An 18095-nucleotide genomic window follows, 5' to 3' on the forward strand; every position below is an offset into this window, starting at 1 on the left:
GCTGAAAGAACACGGTCTCGGGCGTTACTGTCGGTTTCGTGTTCGCTGCAGAACGTCGTCAGTTGATCCTGGAAATGGTGCGGGCCAACGGGGCCGTATCGCTCCGAGAGCTCGCCCGAGTCGTACAGACCTCCGAGGTGACCGTGCGCCGGGACGTACGGGCCCTCGAAGCCGAGGGGCTGCTGGACCGCAGGCACGGAGGTGCCGTCCTGCCGGGCGGTTTCACCCGCGAGTCCGGCTTCCCGCAGAAATCACATCTCGCGACCGCGGAGAAGACCGCGATCGCCGACCTGGCCGCCGGATTCGTCGAGGAGGGCGAGGCCGTCGTCGTCGGGGCCGGTACGACGACGCAGGAGCTGGCCCGCCGGCTCGCGCGCATCCCCGGCCTGACCGTCGTGACCAACTCCCTGCTCGTCGCCCAGGCGCTCGCGCACGCGAACCGGGTCGAGGTCGTCATGACCGGCGGCACGCTGCGCGGCAGCAACTACGCGCTGGTGGGCAGCGGCGCCGAGCAGTCGCTCCAGGGGCTGCGCGTCTCGCGCGCGTTCCTCTCCGGCAGCGGGCTGACCGCGGAGCGGGGGCTGTCCACGTCCAACATGCTGTCGGCGAGCGTCGACCGGGCGCTGGTGCAGGCCGCGGCGGAGGTCGTGGTCCTCGCGGACCACTCCAAGCTCGGCACCGACACCATGTTCCAGACCGTGCCCACCGACGTGATCACGCGGCTGGTCACCGACGAGCCGCCGCCCGCCGACGAGCGCGCCGCCACCGAACTGCAAGCCCTGGCCGACCAGGGGGTGCAGATCGCGGTGGCGGGCCCGGAGCAGCCGGGCGATGAGAGCGGCCCCCAGCCGCGGGGCCGGTACCCCCGGCACGGCGACCGGCGGCGCGGCGACGACAGCGTGCCGCTGCCGGGCCAGCGGCGGACGCCGCAGGCCGCGGCGTCGGCGATGCGCGCGGCGGCGGCGCTGCCGGACCAGGGCCGGGTGGCGGACCTGGCCCCCCGGAGGCGGTAGGCGCTCCGCGCGGGGCGGGGCGTTGGCCGCCGGGGCGAGACACAGGAGCCCGGCGGGAGCGCCCTCGCGGAGCAGGAGCCGAGGTTGGTCGTGGCGCGTCGGTCTGTCGCCGTACGCGGTGGGGCCTCCCGCCTACGGCTGGGGCGCCAGGCCGCAGGCCGGCCGCCCGGCGCCGCCGCCGGCGCGCGGAGCAGGAGCCGGGGCGGTCGCGGCCCGTCGCCGTACGCGGCCGGCGCCGCCCGGCCCGCCCCGGGGCCATTGGCCCGTAACACCCGGTCCGTGACGCCGGCTCCCGGGCTGTAGCTCCGGCCCTCGGGCCGTGGCGCCCGCCCGGGCGCGCCCTCGTGGAGCAGGAGCCGGGGGCGGTTGCGGCCCGTCGGCCTGTTGCCGTACGTGGCCGGCGCCGCCCGGCCCGCCCCGGGGGACCCGGGCCCCCGGTCCGTGACGCTCGGCCCTCAGCCGTGGCGCCCGCCCCGGCGCGCCCTCGGCGGGACCGGAGTGGTCGCGGCCCGTTGCCGTACGCGGTCGGCGCCGCCCGCGCCACACCCGCCCCCCGAGGACCCGGACGCCGGGCCTCCGCGCCCGCACCCGGCACCGCCCGTCAGGGCGTTCGCGCGCGCATGCCGTCCAGCGCCAGGCCGAGCAGCCGGTCGGCGACCCCGGTGTCCTCCGGGTGCTTCACCGACGCCTTCTCGGCCGCGTACGCGATCGCGCTCGTCAGCCGTAGCACGTCGTCCGGGACGATGTCCGCGCGCAGCTCGCCGGACTCCCGCGCGCGGGCCGCCAGCATCTCGACGGTGTCCCGGAGCTGCTTCTTGCAGTCGAGCATCAGGCCCTCGTCCATCAGCGTCGCGGCGACCCCGCGGATCGTCGACGACACGTCCACGTACCGCCGCATCCACGCCTCCAGCGCGCCCATCGGCGTCCGGCCGGGCTCCGCGGACAGCGCCCGGGCCGCGGCGTCGAGCACGTCGACCTGCGTCTGGAACACCTCGCCCATGAGCGCGAAGCGGTCCGGAAAGTGCCGGTACAGCGTGCCGATGCCGACGCCCGCGCGGCGCGCGATCTCCTCCAGCGAGGCGTCCGCGCCGCGCTCGCCGAAGGCCGCGGCGGCCTCGTTGAGCAGGCGTTCGTAGTTGCGGCGCGCGTCCGCGCGCATCGGCCGGCCCTGCGCCGTCGCCATGGCACCACCCTTCGTCGTCCCCGCTTGCAGCCCAGAATGCCATTGCGGAAACGGAGGCACCCTCCGTATAGTGAAGCGGAGCTACCCTCCACTTCATTCTCCGTCGGAGGCACTTCCGTGTCCACATCCCTGCGCACGCCCGCGCACCAGGACGCCCGCGGCTCCGGCCGCACCCGCGGCGCCCGGTCCGGGCTCGCGCTCACCGCGATCGTCGCCACCCAGCTGATGTTCCTGGTCGACGCCACGGTGGTGAACGTCGCACTGCCCGACATCGCGGTCGACCTCGGCTTCTCGCCGACCCGCATGTCCTGGATCCTCAACCTCTACACGCTCGCCTTCGGCGGCCTGCTGCTCCTCGGCAGCCGCATCGGCGACCGCATAGGCCGCCGCCGGGCGCTCGTCACCGGCGTGCTCGCCTTCACCGCCGCCTCCCTCCTCGCCGGCGTCGCGCCCGGCGGCGGCTGGCTGCTCTTCGCCCGTACCGCCCAGGGGGTCTCGGCCGCGCTCGCCGCGCCCAGCACCCTCGCGCTGATCGCCACCACCTTCCCCGAGGGCCGCCAACGCGCCCGCGCGCTCGCCGTCTTCGCCTCGATCAGCGGCGCCGGCTCGGCGCTCGGGCTGGTGCTCGGCGGGGCGCTCACCGACATCGCGTCCTGGCACTGGGTCTTCCTGATCAACCTGCCCGTCGGCCTGGCCATCGCCTGGCTCGCGCCCCGCCACCTGGACGAGACCCCGCGCCAGCGCGGCCCGTTCGACGCCCTCGGCGCGCTGCTCGGCACCCTGGGCATGACCACGCTCGTCTACGCCTTCATCCGCACCGCCGAACAGGGCTGGGGCGACGGGCTCGCCCTCGGCGCCTTCGCCGCCGCGGCGGCGCTGCTCGGCACCTTCCTCGCCGTCGAACTCCGCGTCCGCCGGCCGCTGGTGGTGCTGCGGCTCTTCGCCGACCGCAACCGGTCGGTCTCGTACGCCACGATGCTGATGGTCCCCGCCGGGATGTTCGGCGTCTTCTACTTCACCACGCAGTACCTTCAGCGGTACCTCGACTACAGCCCCTTCCGCGCGGGCCTGGCCTTCCTGGCGCTCACCCTGCCGCTCTTCGCCGCCTCGCGCTTCGCGCCGCGCGCGCAGGCCAGGTTCGGCCCGAAGCGCACCGCCGTGGCCGGGCTGGCGCTCAACACCGCCGGCATCCTGTGGCTCAGCCGGCTCGACGCCGGCGCCGGCTACGCCGACGGGCTGCTGGGGCCGCTGACGCTCATGGGCGTCGGGGTCGGGCTGACCATGATGCAGCTGACCACCCTGATCCTCAGCGGCGTCGAGCCCGCGGACGCGGGGTCGGCCTCCGGGCTGCTCCAGACCATGCAGTACGTCGGCGGCAGCCTGGGCCTGTCCGTGCTCGTCTCCGTCTTCGACGCGGGCCTGCGGCACTCCGCGGGGCACACGTTCTTCGACGGTACGGGCGCCGCGTTCACCGCCGCGGCGGCGTTCTCGGCGGTGGCGCTGCTGCTGATGGCGGGGGCGCGGGGCGTACCGCGCAAGCCGTAGCGCCGCGTCGGGGGCCCGGATTCCCGGGCTCCCGACGCGGGACCCGCGTCAGTCCTTGATCTCGCAGATCACCGCGCCGGACGTGACGGTCGTGCCGATCTCCGCGGCGAGGTCCTTGACCGTGCCGGCGCGGTGCGCGTTGATGGGCTGCTCCATCTTCATCGCCTCCAGCACGATCACGAGGTCCCCCTCCGCGACCTGCTGGCCCTCCTCGACCGCCACCTTCACGATCGTGCCCTGCATCGGCGAGGCCAGCGCGTCGCCCGAGGCCGCCGAGCCGGACTTCTTCGCCGCCCGCCGCTTCGGCTTCGCCCGCCCGGCCGCCGCCGACGCGACCGCGCCCAGCGACGACGGCAGCGAGACCTCCAGGCGCTTGCCGCCGACCTCGACGACCAGCGTCTCGCGGCTCTCCTCCGCCGCCTCGGCGTCCGCGCCGCCGGCGAAGGGGGTGATCTCGTTGACGAACTCCGTTTCGATCCAGCGGGTGTGGACGGAGAACGGTTCGACGGCGGAGTCGGGCGCGAACGCCGGGTCCCGTACGACGGTGCGGTGGAAGGGCAGGGCCGTGGCCATCCCGGCGACCGTGAACTCGTCCAGCGCGCGTGCCGCGCGCTGGAGCGCCTGCTGGCGGGTGGCGCCGGTGACGATCAGCTTGGCCAGCAGCGAGTCCCACGCCGGGCCGATCACACTGCCCGCCTCCACGCCCGCGTCCAGCCGCACCCCCGGACCCGCCGGCGGGTCGAACGCCGTCACGGTGCCGGGTGCGGGCAGGAAGTTGCGCCCGGGGTCCTCGCCGTTGATACGGAACTCCAGCGAGTGACCCCGCACCGGCGGGTCGCCGTAGCCCAGTTCCTCGCCGTCGGCGATACGGAACATCTCCCGCACCAGGTCGATGCCCGTGACCTCCTCGGTCACCGGGTGCTCCACCTGAAGACGGGTGTTGACCTCCAGGAACGAGATCGTGCCGTCCCGGCCGACGAGGAACTCGCAGGTACCCGCACCCTCGTAGCGCGCCTCTTTGAGGATCGCCTTCGACGCGCGGTACAGCTCGGCGTTCTGCTCCGGCGACAAAAACGGCGCCGGCGCCTCCTCCACCAGCTTCTGATGGCGGCGCTGCAACGAGCAGTCCCGGGTGGAGACCACGACGACGTTGCCGTGCTTGTCGGCCAGGCACTGCGTCTCGACGTGCCGGGGGCGGTCGAGGTAGCGCTCGACGAAGCACTCGCCGCGGCCGAACGCGGCGATGGCCTCGCGCACCGCCGACTCGTACAGCTCCGGGACCTCTTCGAGGGTACGGGCCACCTTCAGCCCCCGCCCGCCGCCGCCGAACGCCGCCTTGATGGCGATCGGCAGCCCGTGCTCCTCCGCGAACGCGGTCACCTCCCCGACCCCGCCGACCGGGTCCTTCGTCCCCGCGACCAGCGGCGCCCCGGCACGCTGGGCGATGTGCCGCGCCGACACCTTGTCGCCCAGGTCACGGATCGCCTGCGGCGGCGGCCCGATCCAGACCAGCCCCGCATCACGGACCGCCTGCGCGAACTCGGCGTTCTCCGACAGGAACCCGTACCCGGGGTGGACCGCGTCCGCACCCGAGTCCCGGGCGGCCTGCAACACCTTGCCGATGTCGAGGTAGCTCGTGGCCGGGGTGTCACCGCCCAGCGCGAACGCCTCGTCGGCCACGCGGACGTGCAGCGCGTCCCGGTCCGGCGCGGCGTAGACGGCCACGCTCGCGATCCCGGCATCCCGGCACGCGCGGGCGACCCGGACGGCGATTTCGCCGCGGTTGGCGATGAGCACCTTGCGCACGTTGGCTCCCTTCTCGGAACACCGAGATTTTAGGTAATGGCGACACCTCTGCGCTGCGGGATCCCGGAGGTGAGCTTGCCCACACAGAGGGTGATCCGCGCCGCCGCACTCGGGCGCGAGGCCCTGAGTTCCCAAGGTACGCCGCATCCGGTGCGGCGCGCGCGAATCCGGCATGTGGCCAAGGTCTCGCGCCCGTGGAGCAGATGGGCGGGGCGCACTTTTGTGGAAACCCTACGAAGGCGGGGCGGAATCTTTTCGGTCGTCCCCCCGATCGGGATCTTGCCATGTGTCCCTCGTGTGCCAGTCGGGTGCCGCTCGTGCGCGAGCCCTTGCCGCCCTCGACTACCCATCAGTAGCGTGAACCCGCCTATCGGACCCGGTGAGGGGGTGGCCGCCATGCGCAGAACCGTCGCGGCGGTGGCGGGTGCCGCGCTGCTCGTGGAGGCGGTGGGGCTGACCGTCGTGCACTTCGTCCTGGGCTCGGTCGTCGACCGCCAGGAGATGTCCCTCGCCGGTCTCGACTCGGGCGTCATGTCCGGCTCCACGCGCGCGGCCGGTGTCGGGATCGGGCTCTACCTGCTGTGCTGCGGGGCGGCCTCGCTGCTCGTCGCGGTACGGGACCGGGCCCCCGGGCGCGCCGGGCGGATCCTGCTGGTGAGCTGCGCGGTGCTGCACGCGGTGCTGGCGACGGTGGCGGTGGGGCTGGTGGGCTGGGCGGCGTTCGCGGGGCTGATGGCCGTCTTCGGGCTGATCCTGCTGACGCTGACGGGCGAGGGCGACGCCGTACGGGAGCCCCGTGAGCCCCGTGAGCCCCGGGAGCCCGGGGGCGGCGCGGAGCCGGCACCGGCGGGATGAGCGCTGCCGCTGCCGGGGCGCGCGTGGGTCGTTCCGGCGGCGTCATCCACCCGTGCCCGCTCGCTCCTTCGCCGTCGCACTCCGCGGGCCCGTCATGCGCGTTTTGAGGATGTCCACCACATCGCCGAGCCCGACCTCGACGCGCCCGTAGACACGGGGGTTGAGCAGGGTCGTACCGTCGAAGTCCCCGGCGGAGGCGAAGAACGCGACCGGGATCGTCAACGCCTGGAAGAAGGCGAACAGCGGCCGCAGGGCGTGCTCCAGGACGAGCGCGTGGTGGTCGCCACCGCCCGTCGCGGCGAGCAGGACCGGCTTGTTGGCGAGCGCGTACTGCTCGACCAGGTCGAAGAAGTGCTTGAACATGCCCGGATAGGAGCCGCGGTACACCGGCACGGCCGCGACGAGCAGGTCGGCCTCCTCGACCAGGCGCAGCTGCGCCTCCAGGTCCGCCGGGGCTCGATCGCGTTCGACCGTGGTGGTGAAGTCGGTCCCCAGGCGGTAGACATCGACCTGGGACGTCTCGGTCGGGAGCATGTTTCCGAGCGTGTCCAGGATGACGCTGACGAGCCCCATCGTCTTGGACGGACGGCTCGGGCTGCCGTTGACGACCACGACGCGCAGAACGGGACCGGCCGGGTGTGCGTCAGGTGCGGTGCCGGGGTCGCTGCCGGGGTCGGGGGCGGGGTCGGTGCGGGTGGCGGGGTCGGTGCGGGTGGCGGGGGCGGGCAGGGGCTTCATGCCGCCTCTCCTTCCTGTGCGGCGACCTCGCGGCGCACGACGGGCGCGACCTCGGTGCCGAGGCGCTCGATCGCCTCAAGGTGCTCCTTCTGCGGCATGCCGCAGAAGCCCATCTGGATCAGGGCGCGGTTCAGGCCGTACAGCTCGTGGTAGGTGAGGAGCTTGTCGATCAGCTCCTGGGGGCTGCCGACCAGCAGGCCGGCCGCCGGGGACGACTGCGCGTCGAATGCGGCCCGGGAGAGCGGGAAGCCGGCGCCGCGCTGATGGTTGTTCTCGCTCATCCCTCTGGCGAAGTAGGGGTACATGGTGTCCCGGGCGCTCCGGCTGGTCCGCCCGACGTATCCGTGCGCGTTGATGCTGACGGGCAGCGCGTCCGCGTCGTGCCCCCACTGCGCCGCGGCCGCCCGGTACAGCTCGACCGTCTGCTCGTGGAAGGTCATCGGCCCCAGCAGCAGGGCCAGGGCCAGGGGCAGGCCGAGGCGGCCGGTGCTGACGGCCGATGCGGGCGATCCCCCGCTCCCGACCCAGACGGGGATGGTCCCGGCGTCGGCGCGTGGGGCGATGTCCGCGTCGTGGAGGGGCGGGCGGAAACGCCCCTGCCAGGTCAGCGGATTGCGGTCGCGGATCTTGAGGAGCAGGTCGAGCTTCTCGCGGAACAGGTCCGCGTAGTCCGTCAGGTCGTATCCGAACAGCGGGAAGGACTCGGTGTACGAGCCGCGCCCGGCGATGATCTCGGCGCGGCCGGCGGACAGCAGGTCGATCGTGGCGAACTGCTCCCAGACGCGCACGGGGTCTTCCGAGCTGAGTACGGTGACCGAGCTGGTCAGCTTGATGTTCTCGGTCTTCTCCGCGGCGGCGGCCAGCAGGACGGCCGGCGCCGATCCGACGAAGTCGGAGCGATGGTGCTCACCGACCCCGAACACGTCGAGTCCGACCTGGTCGGCGACCCGGGCCTGCTCGATGGTCTCGCGGACGCGCTGCCGCGGCGAAGGGGGCGTCCCGGTCGCCGCGTCCTCGGTGATCTCGCCGAAGGTCATGATGCCGATCTCGAATGCCATGTCGTCCCTCTTCGTGTCGTGCCGCCGGTGCCATGCGCCGGGCGGCGGTGGTCGTCTCATCCCAGTAACCTGTCTGCGCACGCAGTTATTCCTTGGCAGGGTGAGGAGCTTCTTCCTGACATGTTCCCGGGGGAGGGCGTGCGTCGAGATGGATGTATGAGCTGGTCAGAGCGGTCTTAAGTGGGCGGTTAATCGCCCATGTAATTGCTTGCGCAGGCAGCTTGTCGGGTGGCGGTGGCGGCGGTACGTTGTCGATAAGCCTCGCGGTCAGCGGCGCGTAACCCGGCGAAGGAGAAGAACATGACCCACAGCAGCCTGCCCGGGCCGGTGAAGCTCGGAGAGCGCGTGACCTACGACGTCCCCGCCGAGCGGGTGGCCCGCGCGACGCTCACCCGGTCCGAGCAGGGCAACCTCGCGGACGTCCACCTCTTCTACCAGCTCGACGCCGCATACCGCCGTGCCGCGGCCGACGACTCGATCTCGGTGTTCGTGATCGCCGCCGAGGGCGATGACTTCTCGCTCGGGCACGATGTCGATGCGCTGTTCAGCACCGAGGGGATGGACCAGGTGACGCTGGAGGGCGGCATGGGGCGCGGCGGCGTCGAAGGCGACATGGCCTGGGAGAACGAGGTCTTCCTGGAGCTGCACTGGCGCTGGCGCAACTTTCCCAAGCCGACGGTCGCCGCGGTCCAGGGAAAGGTGTTCGCGGGTGGCTTGATGATCGCGTGGCCCTCCGACCTGATCGTGGCCAGTGCGGACGCGCGCTTCGCCGACCCGGTCACGGCGTTCGGCGTGAACGCCGTCGAGCTGTTCCTGCACCCGTGGGAGCTGGGGGCCCGCCGGGCCAAGGAGCTGCTCTTCACCGGGGACGTCCTCACGGCGCAGGAGGCTCGCCAGCTGGGCATGATCAGCCGGGTCGTCCCCCGGGACGAGCTGGAGTCGGCCGTGCTGGCCCTCGCCGAGCGGATCGCGGCCCGCCCCACCTTCGGGCTGAAGCTGGCCAAGAAGGCCGTGAACCAGACCCTGGACATTCAGGGCCAGTGGAACGCGGTACAGACGGCCTTCAGCCTCCACACCCTCAACCACGCCCACAACCGGGCCACCCACGACGGCTCCTCCATCGACCCGGCGGGCTTCGCGCTGACCTCCGGCATGTGGGAACTGCCGGAGGACTGGGAGCCGCCGAAGGAAGACGGCTGAGCCGGGTCCACGGGCACTCCCGCGGACGCTCCACCGATAGCGTGCTGCGCATGGCGACCGTAGAGCTGCGAGAACTTGAGTACCTGGCCTGGAACGGCTTCCTGGTCACCCACGACCGGATCTGGCGTGAGATCGAGGCCGGGATCGCCCCGCTGAACGTGAGCATGGCCGAGTACAGCGTGCTCGCTCTGCTGGGCGAGGCCGGAAAGAAGGGCATGCGGATGTCGGAGCTCGCGCAGCGGCGCCTGATGTCCACCGGCGGGTTCACCCGGCTCGCCGACCGGCTTGAGCGCCGTGGCCTGATCGAGAGGCGGCCGTCGCCCGGCGACGGCCGCGGCTTCGAGGCCGTCCTCACCCGCGAGGGGCGTGCCCTCCTGCGCAAGGCGTGGCGCCAGCAGTACAGCGACCTGCGCCGGCTCTTCTTCGACCGGCTCGATGACGAGCACCTGCGCAACCTCGCCGACGTCTGGGCGAGGCTCGCTCCGGACGACGACGAAGCGCCGGGCGAGGGTGCCCCGTAGCCCTCCCTCGGGGCGTCCCGCCCGGCGTCCGAACGGCAGGTCCTAGACCCAGAGGTCGGTGATCTGCACGCCCACGTCCGCCAGCAGGCGGCGCAGCAGCGGCAGCGAGAGTCCGACGACGTTGCCGTGGTCGCCGTCGATGCCGTCGATGAACGCCGACGACCGGCCGTCGATGGTGAACGCCCCCGCCACGTGCAGGGGCTCGCCGGTCGCGACGTACGCGGCGATCTCGGCGTCGCTCGGCTCGCCGAACCGCACCACCGTCCCGGCGGTCGCGCTCGCCCGCCGGCCCGACGCCGTGTCGATCAGGCAGTGCCCGGTCTGGAGCACGCCCGACCGGCCGCGCATCGCCTTCCACCGCGCGGTGGCGTCCTCGGCGTCCACGGGCTTGCCCAGCGCCCTGCCGTCCAGCTCCAGCACCGAGTCGCAGCCGACGACCAGCGCGCCCGCGTCCTTCGCGGCGGGCCGCGCGGCGACGGCGGCGGCCTTCGCCTCGGCGAGCACGAGGGCCAGTTCGGCCGGGTTCGCGGCGGTCAGGGCGTCCTCGTCGACGCCGCTGACCTCGACCTCGGGCGCGAGTCCCGCCTGCCGGAGCAGGGCGAGCCGGGCGGGCGACTGCGACGCGAGCACGAGCGTGCGGGCGGGACGGCCGGGGGCGGGGTCGTGGGTCATGCGCGCCATCGTAGATGGACCGGCGAACGGCAACGGCCTTCCAGCGCGGGGGACGGGCGGCGGCTCACGTCGGCAGCACGCCCAGGCCCGCCGCGCCCAGCGCGATCGTCACCACCGCCGCCAGCGCGACGAGCCACCCGGCGCGGCGCAACTGCCGTTCGGCGGCGCGGAACTCGTCGTCGGGTTCGTCTGGAGGGTCGGACCAGAGCATCTTCCGATGGTCCCGGTCCGGGGCCCCGCGCGCCTGAGTACGGGTACTCAGAAACGCCCCGCGCGGGCGTGCACCCGGCCTGGCGGAGCACCTGATCGCCGCCGCCGGTCACGAGACGCCCCCGCGCGGGCGCGTACCCGGCACCGCACACCGGCGCCCGCGACGCCGCCGCGCGCCGCCCGCTACCCCGGCCAGTACGTCGTACGCCACGCCTTCGGCCCCGGCTGCGGCACCCGCCGGGCCGGCACCAGCCGGGCCGGGTCCGCCCACTCGCTGCCCGGCCCGCTCCGCGCGCCCGCCGCGGACGAGGCCGCCCGCGCCTGCACCACCGCCAGCGCCGCCGCCAGCTCCTCCGCCGTCGGGTTGCCCCGGACGACCTTGATCTCCTCGGACATCGGCCCTCCTCGCCCGCTCCGCCGCCTACAGCGGGATGTTCCCGTGCTTCTTCGGCGGCAGCGCCTCCCGCTTGTTGCGCAGCACCCGCAGCCCCTTCGCCACCTGCCGCCGCGTCTCCGACGGCATGATGACGCCGTCCACGTACCCGCGCTCGGCCGCCGCGTACGGGTTCAGCAGCGCGTCCTCGTACTCGCGGATCAGCTCGGCGCGCCGCGTCTCGCGCTCCGGCTCGTCGGCGATGGCCGCGAGCGTGCGGCGGTAGAGGATGTTGACCGCGCCCTGCGCGCCCATGACGGCGATCTGCGCGGTGGGCCAGGCCAGGTTCAGGTCCGCGCCGAGGTGCTTGGAGCCCATGACGTCGTACGCGCCGCCGAACGCCTTGCGGGTGATCACCGTGATCAGCGGCACGGTGGCCTCGGCGTAGGCGTAGATCAGCTTGGCGCCGCGCCGGATGATGCCGTCGTACTCCTGGTCCGTGCCCGGCAGGAAGCCGGGGACGTCGACGAACGTGAGGACCGGCACGTTGAAGGCGTCGCAGGTGCGCACGAAGCGGGCGGCCTTCTCGCTGGCCTTGATGTCCAGGCAGCCGGCGAACTGCATCGGCTGGTTGGCGACGACGCCGACCGGGTGGCCCTCGACCCGGCCGAAGCCGGTGACGATGTTCGGCGCGTACAGCGCCTGGGTCTCCAGGAACTCGCGGTCGTCCAGCACGTGCTCGATGGCGGTGTGCATGTCGTACGGCTGGTTGGCCGAGTCCGGGATGAGGGTGTCCAGCTCGCGGTCCTCGTCGGTGACCGTCGCCTCGCCCTCCTCGGGGAAGGCGGGCGGGTCGCTGAGGTTGTTCGACGGCAGGTACGACAGCAGCGCCTTGACGTAGTCGAAGGCGTCTTTCTCGTCGCCCGCCATGTGGTGCGCGACGCCGGAGGTGGTGTTGTGCGTACGGGCCCCGCCCAGCTCCTCGAAGCCGACGTCCTCGCCGGTGACGGTCTTGATGACGTCGGGCCCGGTGATGAACATGTGCGAGGTGCCGTCGACCATCACGGTGAAGTCCGTGATGGCGGGGGAGTACACCGCGCCGCCCGCGCAGGGGCCGACGATGACGCTGATCTGCGGGACGACGCCGGAGCCGTGGACGTTGCGGCGGAAGATCTCCGCGAAGAGCCCGAGCGCGACGACGCCCTCCTGGATGCGCGCGCCGCCGCCGTCGTTGATGCCGATGATCGGGCAGCCGGTCTTCATGGCGAAGTCCATCGCCTTGACGATCTTCTCGCCGTAGACCTCCCCGAGGGAGCCGCCGAAGACGGTGAAGTCCTGCGAGTACACCACGACGGGGCGGCCGTCGACGGTGCCGTAGCCGGTGACGACGCCGTCGCCGTACGGGCGGTTGGCCTCGATGCCGAAGTTCGTCGAACGGTGCCGCGCGAACTCGTCCAGCTCGGTGAACGACCCCTCGTCCAGCAGCAGGTCGACGCGTTCGCGCGCGGTCAGCTTGCCCTTCGCGTGCTGCTTCTCCACCGCGCGCGCCGAACCGGCGTGCGTGGCCTCCTCGATCCGCCGGCTCAGGTCGGCGAGCCGGCCGGCCGTCGTGTGGATGTCCGCCGTCTCGGGGGGTGGCTCGTGCGCCTCGGCCATCGCGGTGCAGCTCCTGCTCGTCGGGGACGCTCCGGGCGCGGGCACCCGGAGGAGGGGGGACCTACTCCTACGTAGGTTATCGGCGCGGGGGCGCCGCACGGGTGCGGCGTTGACCACACCGGCGGTGTGGCGCGTGTGCCGGGCCCGCCGCGGGTACCGCGCCGCGTGGCGTCGGCGGACGGCGGGGCGGATGTCTGGCCGTAGGGTGGCCGTATGAGTGCAGATCGGGGAAGCCGCTGGTCCGACCTCGACCGCCCGCCGCTGAACGCGGACGCGCTGCGCCGTGCGCTCGTACGGACCGGAGGGCTGTGGACGTCCCTCGACGTCGTCGAGGCCACCGGCTCCACGAACGCCGACCTCGCCGCGCGCGCCCGCGAGGGCGCGGCCGAGGGCGCGGTGCTGGTCGCGGAGGAGCAGACGGCGGGGCGCGGCCGGCTCGACCGGCCGTGGTCGGCGCCGCCGCGCTCCGGCATCTTCCTCTCCGTCCTGCTGCGCCCCGAGACCGTGCCCGTCGGCCGCTGGGGCTGGCTGCCGCTGCTCGCCGGGGTCGCCGTGGCGACCGCGCTGCCGCGCGCCGCGGGCGTGGACACGGCGCTGAAGTGGCCGAACGACGTGCTCGTGACCGTCGACGGCGAGGAGCGCAAGGCCGGCGGCATCCTCGTGGAGCGGGTCGACGCGACGGCCGACGCGGTGGTCCTCGGCATCGGCGTCAACGTCACGCTGCGCGCCGACGAGCTGCCCGTGCCGCAGGCCGGCTCGCTGGCCCTGGCCGGCGCGAAGGTCACCGACCGGGACCCGCTGCTGCGCGCGCTGCTGCGGTCGCTGGAGCGCTGGTACACCGGCTGGCGCGGCGCCGCCGGCGACCCGGCCGGCGCCCGGCTCCAGGAGACGTACGCGGCGGGCTGCGCGACGCTCGGGCGGCAGGTCCGGGCGGAGCTGCCGGGCGGCGCCTCCGTCACGGGGGAGGCCGTCGCGGTGGACGGCGACGGGCGGCTGGTGCTGGCCACGGCGGCGGGGTTGCAGGAGCCGGTGGCCGCGGGGGACGTGGTGCACCTGCGGCCCGCGGCCGAAGCGGAGTGAGCTGGGCCACACTTCCCGTATCGTTGAGGCGGCAGGGTCGGTGGCCGGGGAACGGACGCGGGGAGGGGGCAGCCGGTGAGTGAGGTTGCGGGATCCTCCGGTGCGGAGGATCCGGAAGGCCGGGAACGTGCGGAACATACGGAACGTATGGAAGGTGACGAGGGCACCGTAGGGCCGGAAGGTGCCGTACGACCGGAAAGCCCGGAGGGCGACGAGAGCCCGGAGGGCGACGACGACCCCATCGCGCTCCGCATCGAGCAGCTGATCCTGGGCTCCGACCGCCGCTACACGCCCTTCCAGGCCGCCCGCGCGGCCGGCGTGCCGATGGAGCTGGCGGCCCGCTTCTGGCGCGCCATGGGCTTCGCCGACATCGGCCAGGCCAAGGCGCTCACCGAGGCCGACGTCCTCGCCCTGCGCCGGCTGGCGGGGCTGGTGGAGGCCGGGCTGCTGAGCGAGGGCATGGCCGTGCAGGTGGCGCGCTCCACCGGGCAGACCACGGCCCGGCTGGCCGACTGGCAGATCGACTCCTTCCTCGAAGGGCTCACCGAGCCGCAGGAGGGCATGTCCCGTACGGAGATCGCCTACCCGCTGGTCGAGCTGCTGCTGCCGGAGCTGGAGGAGTTCCTGGTCTACGTGTGGCGCCGCCAGCTCGCCGCCGCCACCGGCCGGGTCGTCCAGGCCCAGGACGACGACGAGATGGTCGCCCGCCGCCTCGCCGTCGGCTTCGCCGACCTGGTCGGCTTCACCCGGCTGACCCGGCGGCTGGAGGAGGAGGAGCTGGGCGAGCTGGTCGAGGCGTTCGAGACGACCGCCGCCGACCTGGTCGCCGCCCACGGCGGCCGGCTCATCAAGACCCTGGGCGACGAGGTGCTGTTCGCCGCCGACGACGTGGGCACGGCGGCGGAGATCGGCGTCCGGCTGATCGAGACGCTGGCGCACGACGAGACGATGCCGGAGCTGCGGGTGGGCATCGCGTTCGGCACGGTGACGACGCGGATGGGCGACGTGTTCGGCACGACGGTGAACCTGGCCTCGCGGCTGACGTCGATCGCGCCGAAGGACACGGTGCTGGTGGACGGCGACGTCGCGGCGGAGCTGATAAGAGAGGGCGAGGCCCCGGAGTCCGAGGCGGAGGCCGCGGCGGCGGAGAAGGCGGCGGCGGAGGGCGGCACGGCGGAGGCCCCGTCGTACCGCTTCGCGCTCCAGCCGATGTGGCAGCGCCCGGTGCGCGGCCTGGGCGTGGTGGAGCCCTGGCTCCTGAGCCGCCGCGGCTGACGGCCGGGGCCGTGGGCGCCTTTCGCGTCGGGTCGGCGCGGGCTAGCCTGGCGCTTCGGCAAGTGATCCACGAGGAGTCCTTCGACATGCCCGGTGTCCCGAGCGCGCGTTGACCCGGAGGCCGTGAGCGGCCCGTCATCGCGTGCTGCCCTCGGTGTTGCGGCACAGCGAGCCCTGTTTCGCCTGCCCGCACCCCAGAGGGATCCTCGTGGCACATCTGTGGAAAGAAGCCGACTTCAGACGCCTGTGGGCCGGCCAGACGGCCTCCCAGCTCGGTGAGCACACCGCTCTCGTGGTTCTGCCGCTGTTCGCGGTGCTGACGCTCGACGCCGGGGCGGGGGAGCTGGGTGCGCTGCGGGCGGTGGGGCAGGCGCCGGTTCTGCTGCTCTCACTGTTCGCCGGGGCGTGGGTGGACGGGTGGCGGACGCGCACGGTGATGGTGCTGACCGACGCCGGCCGGGCCGTGGTGCTCGGCGCCGCGGCGGTGGCCGCCGGCGTCTTCGGCTGGTTCGGGGTGCCGGCGCTGTTCGTGGTCGTGTGCGCGGTCGGGGCGCTGTCGGTGTTCTTCGACGTGGCGTACCAGGCATCTCTCGTACGGCTGGTGGCGCGCGATCAGCTGGTGCAGGGCAACAGCGCGCTGGAGGGCAGCCGGTCCGCGGCGCAGACCGGCGGCCCGGCGCTCGGCGGCGCGCTGGTCTCGCTGCTGTCGGCGCCGGTCGCGGTGGCGTCCGGGGCGGTGTGCTTCGCGCTGTCGTTCCTGTCGATCAGCCGGATACGGGCCGCCGAGGCGCTGCCGGAGCGGCCGGAGCGGCCGGAGCGGCCGGAGCTGCCGGAGCGTACGGTGCCGCTGTGGCGGCGCATCCACGGCGGACTGCGCTTCGTCGTGCGGAACGGTGTCCTGCGGTCGGTGTGCCTGGCGTCGGCGGCGTTCCAGCTGTCGTTCGCGGCGATGCTGACCGTCTACCTGCTGTACCTGCCGCGGGAGCTGCACCTGTCCGGCACGGTCGTGGGGCTGGCGCTCGCGGCGACGGGCCCGGGCGCGCTCGTCGGCGCGCTGCTGGCCGCCCGGCTGCCGCGGCGGTGGGGCTACGGGCCGGTGCTGGTGGGGGCGGCGGTGCTCGGCGACGGGGCGTACCTGTGCGTACCGGCGCTGCGCGGCTCGTCGGCGGCGACGGTGGCCGCGCTGGTGGCGGTCGGCTTCGTGTTCGGCGTGGGCGGGCAGCTGGTGAACGTCACGGTCATGGCGGTCCGGCAGGCGGCCACCCCGGCCGGGATGCAGGGCCGGGTGGCGGCGACGATCACGTTCGTGGGGATGGGGCTGACGCCGTTGGGGTCGCTGCTGGGCGGCTGGCTGGCGGCGGGGTGGGGACTGCGGACGAGCCTGCTGGTGACGGCGGCGGGGATGCTGCTGTCGCCGGCGGTGATGGCGGTGTCGCCGCTGGCCCGGCTGGGGCGGGAGCTGCCGGCGCCACGGTGAGGCGGGGTGTACGAAGCAGGCTCTCCGCCGCCGCGGGGACCAGCCCGTCGAGGAGCCGCCCCGGAACGCTCTGCGGCTCCGCCCCGGCGGCCGGTCGTCCGCCAGCCGCGACACCTCGTCGTCCCGGCCCCGCCACCACGGGCCCCGGCGACCCGCCGCCTTCGCCGCGTCCGCCAGCCGCAGCAGCCGCCGGCCCGACGGCACCGGGCTGAGACAGCAGCGAGGCGCCGGAGGTACCGGCTTGGGCTGCAGCCGATGTGGCAGCGCCCGGTGCGCGGGCTGGGCGTGGTGGAACCGTGACTGCTGAGCCGCCGTGGCTGACGGCCGGAAAGACGTTTTCTGATGGGCAGTCAGGTTTTCTCAGCGAAATGGGCTGTGGGAGGGGGAGTTGAGGCGGTGCCGTGGCGGGAGGGGTGACAGCCCCGGTGGCGGGCAGACGTGAAGCCCCTGGTAAGAACGGGTCTACCAAGATCACGTTCATCGAACCAGAGGCTTCACGTTGGTCACCTATCCTGCCATGCTCGACATCCCGCGCCCGGTGGTGGACCACCTCGCCCGGCTGCTGGCCGCTCACCGCCGCCGGATCGGCACCCCGCGCAGGTCACGGGCGCTTGGCCCGTTCCGCCAGGCCGTGCTGGTGCTGCGCTGGTTCCGGCAGCGAGCCTGCGTGCACTGCCTGGCCGCAGACGCCCGGATCTCCCAGGCCACCGGCTACCGCTACCTCCACGAAGCCATCGACGTCCTGGCCGAGCGCGCCCCCGACCTGCACACCGTCCTCGACCGCTGCCACCGTCAGGGCATGAGCCACATCGTGCTGGACGGCACCCTCATCGGCTGCGACCGGGCCACCGGGGTCCGGGAGAACGGCAACGACCTGTGGTACTCCGGGAAAGCCCGCCGATGCGGCGGCAACCTCCAGTTCCTGGCCTCACCGAGCGGTGACCTGCTGTGGGTTTCCGAGGTGGAACCGGGCAGCACCCCGGATATCACCGCCGCCCGCGCCCACGCCCTGCCCGCCCTGTACAAGGCGGCGGCCGACGGCCTGCCCACCCTGGCCGACCTGGGCTATCAGGGTGCCGGCATCGGCATCCACACCCCCACCTCCATCCACCCCGACCGGCCCGAGCCGCTGTGCGCGGACAACCGCAGCCACGACCGACTGCTACGCGGCCTACGAGCCGTGGGCGAACGTGCCGCCGCCACCCTCAAGCAACGCTGGCGAGCACTCCAGCACATCACGCTCAGCCCGAGCAGAATCGGCACCATCGCCCAAGCCGCCCTCGTCCTCAACAACACATGGAACGAAACTCGCTGAGAAAACCTGAATGGGAGACCTTCAGCGGCTCGCCGGGCCTCATACAGTCCTCACCGGAACCGTCCAGCTGACGGCCTTCAAGAGCGGTGGGTGCCCCAGAGCCCCCGCCGCGGGCGGG

17 protein-coding genes are annotated in these 18095 nt (G+C 73.5%); 9 read left to right on the forward strand and 8 right to left on the reverse strand.

Annotated elements, in window-relative coordinates; translation table 11 throughout:
* Positions 1-74: 74 nt before the first annotated feature.
* A complete protein-coding gene (locus tag ACHZ99_RS27330; RefSeq protein WP_420307556.1) occupies positions 75-1013 on the forward strand; it encodes a DeoR/GlpR family DNA-binding transcription regulator in 939 nt (312 codons plus the stop codon).
* Between the two features lie 601 nt (positions 1014-1614).
* Here ACHZ99_RS27330 and ACHZ99_RS27335 read toward each other — a convergent pair.
* Positions 1615-2196 carry a TetR/AcrR family transcriptional regulator gene (locus ACHZ99_RS27335; protein WP_420307423.1) on the reverse strand — a complete coding sequence of 194 codons (582 nt, stop codon included), beginning with the start codon at positions 2194-2196 and terminating at the stop codon, positions 1615-1617.
* A gap of 117 nt (positions 2197-2313) precedes the next feature.
* Here ACHZ99_RS27335 and ACHZ99_RS27340 point away from each other — a divergent pair, with 117 nt between their 5' ends.
* A complete protein-coding gene (locus ACHZ99_RS27340; protein WP_420307424.1) occupies positions 2314-3741 on the forward strand; it encodes an MFS transporter in 1428 nt (475 codons plus the stop codon).
* Positions 3742-3789: 48 nt separating this feature from the next.
* Here ACHZ99_RS27340 and ACHZ99_RS27345 read toward each other — a convergent pair whose 3' ends face one another.
* A complete protein-coding gene (locus tag ACHZ99_RS27345; RefSeq protein WP_420307425.1) occupies positions 3790-5547 on the reverse strand; it encodes an acetyl/propionyl/methylcrotonyl-CoA carboxylase subunit alpha in 1758 nt (585 codons plus the stop codon).
* A gap of 396 nt (positions 5548-5943) precedes the next feature.
* Here ACHZ99_RS27345 and ACHZ99_RS27350 point away from each other — a divergent pair, with 396 nt between their 5' ends.
* Positions 5944-6402 (forward strand): hypothetical protein, encoded by a 459-nt coding sequence (locus ACHZ99_RS27350; protein ID WP_420307426.1) that lies wholly within the window; start codon positions 5944-5946, stop codon positions 6400-6402.
* Positions 6403-6444: 42 nt separating this feature from the next.
* Here ACHZ99_RS27350 and ACHZ99_RS27355 read toward each other — a convergent pair whose 3' ends face one another.
* A complete protein-coding gene (locus ACHZ99_RS27355) occupies positions 6445-7140 on the reverse strand; it encodes an NAD(P)H-dependent oxidoreductase (protein ID WP_420307427.1) in 696 nt (231 codons plus the stop codon).
* Entirely contained in the window at positions 7137-8198 is a 1062-nt protein-coding gene (locus ACHZ99_RS27360; RefSeq protein WP_420307428.1) for an LLM class flavin-dependent oxidoreductase, read from the reverse strand. The genes ACHZ99_RS27355 and ACHZ99_RS27360 overlap by 4 nt, the downstream gene beginning before the upstream one ends.
* Before the next feature lie 300 nt (positions 8199-8498).
* Between ACHZ99_RS27360 and ACHZ99_RS27365 the strand changes: the two genes are divergently transcribed.
* Both ACHZ99_RS27365 and ACHZ99_RS27370 read left to right on the forward strand, forming a co-directional pair.
* Positions 8499-9398, forward strand: a complete 900-nt coding sequence (locus ACHZ99_RS27365) for an enoyl-CoA hydratase (RefSeq protein WP_420307429.1) — start codon at positions 8499-8501, stop codon at positions 9396-9398.
* A 50-nt stretch (positions 9399-9448) separates the two neighbouring features.
* On the forward strand, positions 9449-9919 hold the full coding sequence (locus tag ACHZ99_RS27370; protein WP_420307430.1) for a MarR family winged helix-turn-helix transcriptional regulator: 471 nt from the start codon (positions 9449-9451) through the stop codon (positions 9917-9919).
* A 42-nt stretch (positions 9920-9961) separates the two neighbouring features.
* Here the strand turns inward: ACHZ99_RS27370 and ACHZ99_RS27375 are convergent, their stop codons facing one another.
* The 4 genes from ACHZ99_RS27375 to ACHZ99_RS27390 all read right to left on the reverse strand — a co-directional run bounded on the left by ACHZ99_RS27375 (position 9962) and on the right by ACHZ99_RS27390 (position 12830).
* A complete protein-coding gene (locus ACHZ99_RS27375) occupies positions 9962-10600 on the reverse strand; it encodes a Maf family protein (protein ID WP_420307431.1) in 639 nt (212 codons plus the stop codon).
* Between the two features lie 55 nt (positions 10601-10655).
* The gene (gene mmpB, locus ACHZ99_RS27380; RefSeq protein ID WP_420307432.1) at positions 10656-10802 is read right to left on the reverse strand and encodes a morphogenic membrane protein MmpB; all 147 of its coding nucleotides are present in this window, start codon (positions 10800-10802) and stop codon (positions 10656-10658) included.
* 182 nt (positions 10803-10984) lie between these two features.
* Positions 10985-11197, reverse strand: a complete 213-nt coding sequence (locus tag ACHZ99_RS27385; RefSeq protein ID WP_420307433.1) for an acyl-CoA carboxylase epsilon subunit — start codon at positions 11195-11197, stop codon at positions 10985-10987.
* Positions 11198-11222: 25 nt separating this feature from the next.
* The gene (locus ACHZ99_RS27390) at positions 11223-12830 is read right to left on the reverse strand and encodes an acyl-CoA carboxylase subunit beta (protein WP_420307434.1); all 1608 of its coding nucleotides are present in this window, start codon (positions 12828-12830) and stop codon (positions 11223-11225) included.
* A 213-nt stretch (positions 12831-13043) separates the two neighbouring features.
* On the opposite strand from ACHZ99_RS27390, the gene ACHZ99_RS27395 reads away from it, so the two are divergent.
* The 4 genes from ACHZ99_RS27395 (at position 13044) to ACHZ99_RS27410 (ending at position 17977) form a co-directional block, all read left to right on the forward strand.
* A complete protein-coding gene (locus ACHZ99_RS27395) occupies positions 13044-13910 on the forward strand; it encodes a biotin--[acetyl-CoA-carboxylase] ligase (RefSeq protein ID WP_420307435.1) in 867 nt (288 codons plus the stop codon).
* Between the two features lie 147 nt (positions 13911-14057).
* Positions 14058-15185 (forward strand): adenylate/guanylate cyclase domain-containing protein, encoded by a 1128-nt coding sequence (locus ACHZ99_RS27400; RefSeq protein WP_420307436.1) that lies wholly within the window; start codon positions 14058-14060, stop codon positions 15183-15185.
* 217 nt (positions 15186-15402) lie between these two features.
* Positions 15403-16662, forward strand: a complete 1260-nt coding sequence (locus ACHZ99_RS27405; RefSeq protein WP_420307557.1) for an MFS transporter — start codon at positions 15403-15405, stop codon at positions 16660-16662.
* Between the two features lie 499 nt (positions 16663-17161).
* Positions 17162-17977, forward strand: coding sequence for a transposase family protein (locus ACHZ99_RS27410; protein ID WP_420307437.1), 816 nt, complete (start codon positions 17162-17164; stop codon positions 17975-17977).
* Positions 17978-18095: the final 118 nt, after the last annotated feature.

Origin of the sequence: Streptomyces sp. MAR4 CNX-425 (assembly GCF_048656465.1) — a bacterium.
Lineage (GTDB): Bacteria > Actinomycetota > Actinomycetes > Streptomycetales > Streptomycetaceae > Streptomyces.